The sequence below is a fragment of the Actinoplanes sp. NPDC026670 genome (assembly GCF_040638175.1).
GTDB lineage: Bacteria > Actinomycetota > Actinomycetes > Mycobacteriales > Micromonosporaceae > Actinoplanes.
In genome coordinates, this window is the sequence record NZ_JBEZXU010000164.1 from 1 (window position 1) to 2,212 (window position 2,212).

The following is a 2,212-nucleotide window of genomic DNA, read 5'->3' on the forward strand; positions in this document are numbered from 1 at the left end:
TGTCGCCGCTTCCTGAAGAGTGACCCCGTAGGGATCCGCGAAAGTTAACCCCCTCTTCCTTGATCTTGGAAGGGGTGCTGAAGGTGGAGGACTGGGCTGAGATCCGTCGGCTGCATCGAGCCGAGGGCGTGCCCATCAAGGAGATCGCTCGGCGGCTGAAGATCGCCCGGAACACGGTGCGGTCGGCGTTGGCCTCGGACCGGCCGCCGAAGTATGAGCGGGCCCCGCGAGGGTCGGTGACGGACGCGTTCGAGCCTCGGGTGCGGGCGTTGCTGGCCGACTGGCCGCGGATGCCGGCGCCGGAGATCGCTCGAAGGGTCGGCTGGCCGCACTCGCTGAGCCCGCTGAAGAAGCTGCTGACGCGGATCCGGCCGGAGTACGCAGGCGTGGATCCGGTGGACCGGGTGGTTTACGAGCCGGGCCGGTTGACGCAGTGTGACCTGTGGTTCCCGGAACCGCGGATCCCGGTCGCGGCCGGTCAGGAACGGATGTTGCCGGTGCTGGTGATGACCCTCGCGTTCTCCCGGTTCATGACCGCGGTGATGATCCCGTCGCGGCAGGCCGGGGACATCCTGGCCGGGATGTGGCTGCTGATCCAGGGCGTCGGCCGGGTGACCCACACGCTGTTATGGGACCGGGAATCAGCGATCGGCGGGACCGGGCGGGTCAGCGTCCCGGCGGCGACGTTCGCCGGGACACTCGCCACCCGGATCCAGCTGGCGCCGCCGCGGGACGCGGAGTTCAAGGGCATGGTCGAACGCGCCAACGGGTTCCTGGAAACCTCGTTCCTGCCCGGCCGCACGTTCGCCTCACCAAGCGACTTCAACACGCAACTGGCGGACTGGCTGCCGTTCGCCAACGCCCGCACGGTCCGCTCGATCCAGGGCCGGCCAGTCGACATGCTCGACGTCGAGTATCCGTCGTTGCTGGTCCTGCCGCCGACGGCACCGGCGGTCGGGCTTCGTGAACGGGTCCGGCTCGGACGCGACTACTACGTGCGGGTCGACACCGTTGACTACTCGGTCGACCCGCGGGTGATCGGCCGGTTCGTCGACGTCACCGCGACCTTGGACACGGTCGCCGTCCACTGCGACGGCCATCTCGTCGCCTGGCATCAGCGGAGCTGGGCCAAACAGGCCGTGGTCACCGACCCCGGCCACCAACAGGCCGCAGCGGTGCTGCGGCGTGAGTTCGCCGAGCAACAACGGCGGCGGCAGGCCGCGACCCGATACCACGCCGACGGTCACGCCGTGACCATGCGAGCTCTGCCGGACTACGACGCCCTGTTCGGCGTCGACTTCAACCCATCATCGTCGGAAGCGAGTAACCAGTGAGCACGGCAACAAAGACTCGAACACCAGCCCGGGCTCCGGCCGGCGACGGACTGCCGTCGCTGATCGGCTACCTGACCAGGGTCCTCAAGACACCCACCATCGGCGTGTTCTGGGAGGAACTGGCCGTCCAGGCCCGCGACGAGAACTGGTCTCATGAGGAGTATCTGGCCGCGGTCCTGCAACGCCAGGTCGCCGACCGGGAGTCCAAGGGCACCACGATGCGCATCCGCACCGCCCACTTCCCGCAGATCAAAACCCTGGAAGACTTCAACCTCGACCACCTGCCATCGCTACGCCGCGACGTCCTGGCGCACCTGGCCACCGGCACGTTCGTCGCCAAAGCCGAGAACGTGCTCCTGCTCGGCCCGCCCGGGATCGGCAAGACCCACCTGGCCATCGGCCTGGCCATCAAGGCCGCCCACGCCGGCTACTCGGTGCTGTTCGACACCGCCAGCAACTGGATCACCCGGCTCACCACCGCGCACCAGGCCGGCCGGCTCGACGCGGAGCTGAAGAAGATCCGCCGCTACAAACTGATCGTGGTCGACGAGGTGGGCTACATCCCCTTCGATCAGGACGCGGCCAACCTGTTCTTCCAGCTCATCGCCTCACGCTATGAACAAGCCTCGATCATGGTCACCTCGAACCTGCCGTTCGGCCGCTGGGGCGAGACCTTCGCCGATGACATCGTCGCCGCCGCGATGATCGACCGCCTCGTCCACCACGCCGAAGTCCTCACCCTCACCGGCGACTCCTACCGCACCCGCCACCGGCGAGAACTCCTCGCCAAGGAAACCCGCAACAAACGCTCATAACCGCAGGTCAGGGGGTTAACTTTCCCGAACCCGCAGAGGGTCAGTTTTCGGAAAGCGCTGACA

The 2,212-nt window shown here is 67.4% G+C and carries 2 protein-coding genes; both read left to right on the forward strand.

Annotated elements, in window-relative coordinates:
* The first annotated feature begins 74 nt into the window (after positions 1-74).
* A complete protein-coding gene (istA, locus tag AB0E94_RS52725) occupies positions 75-1,334 on the forward strand; it encodes an IS21 family transposase (protein WP_360344493.1) in 1,260 nt (419 codons plus the stop codon).
* Positions 1,331-2,149: an IS21-like element helper ATPase IstB gene (gene istB, locus AB0E94_RS52730; RefSeq protein WP_360344496.1), complete on the forward strand. Its 819-nt coding sequence runs from the start codon at positions 1,331-1,333 to the stop codon at positions 2,147-2,149. Before istA ends, istB begins: the two co-directional genes overlap by 4 nt.
* The last annotated feature ends 63 nt before the right edge of the window (positions 2,150-2,212 follow it).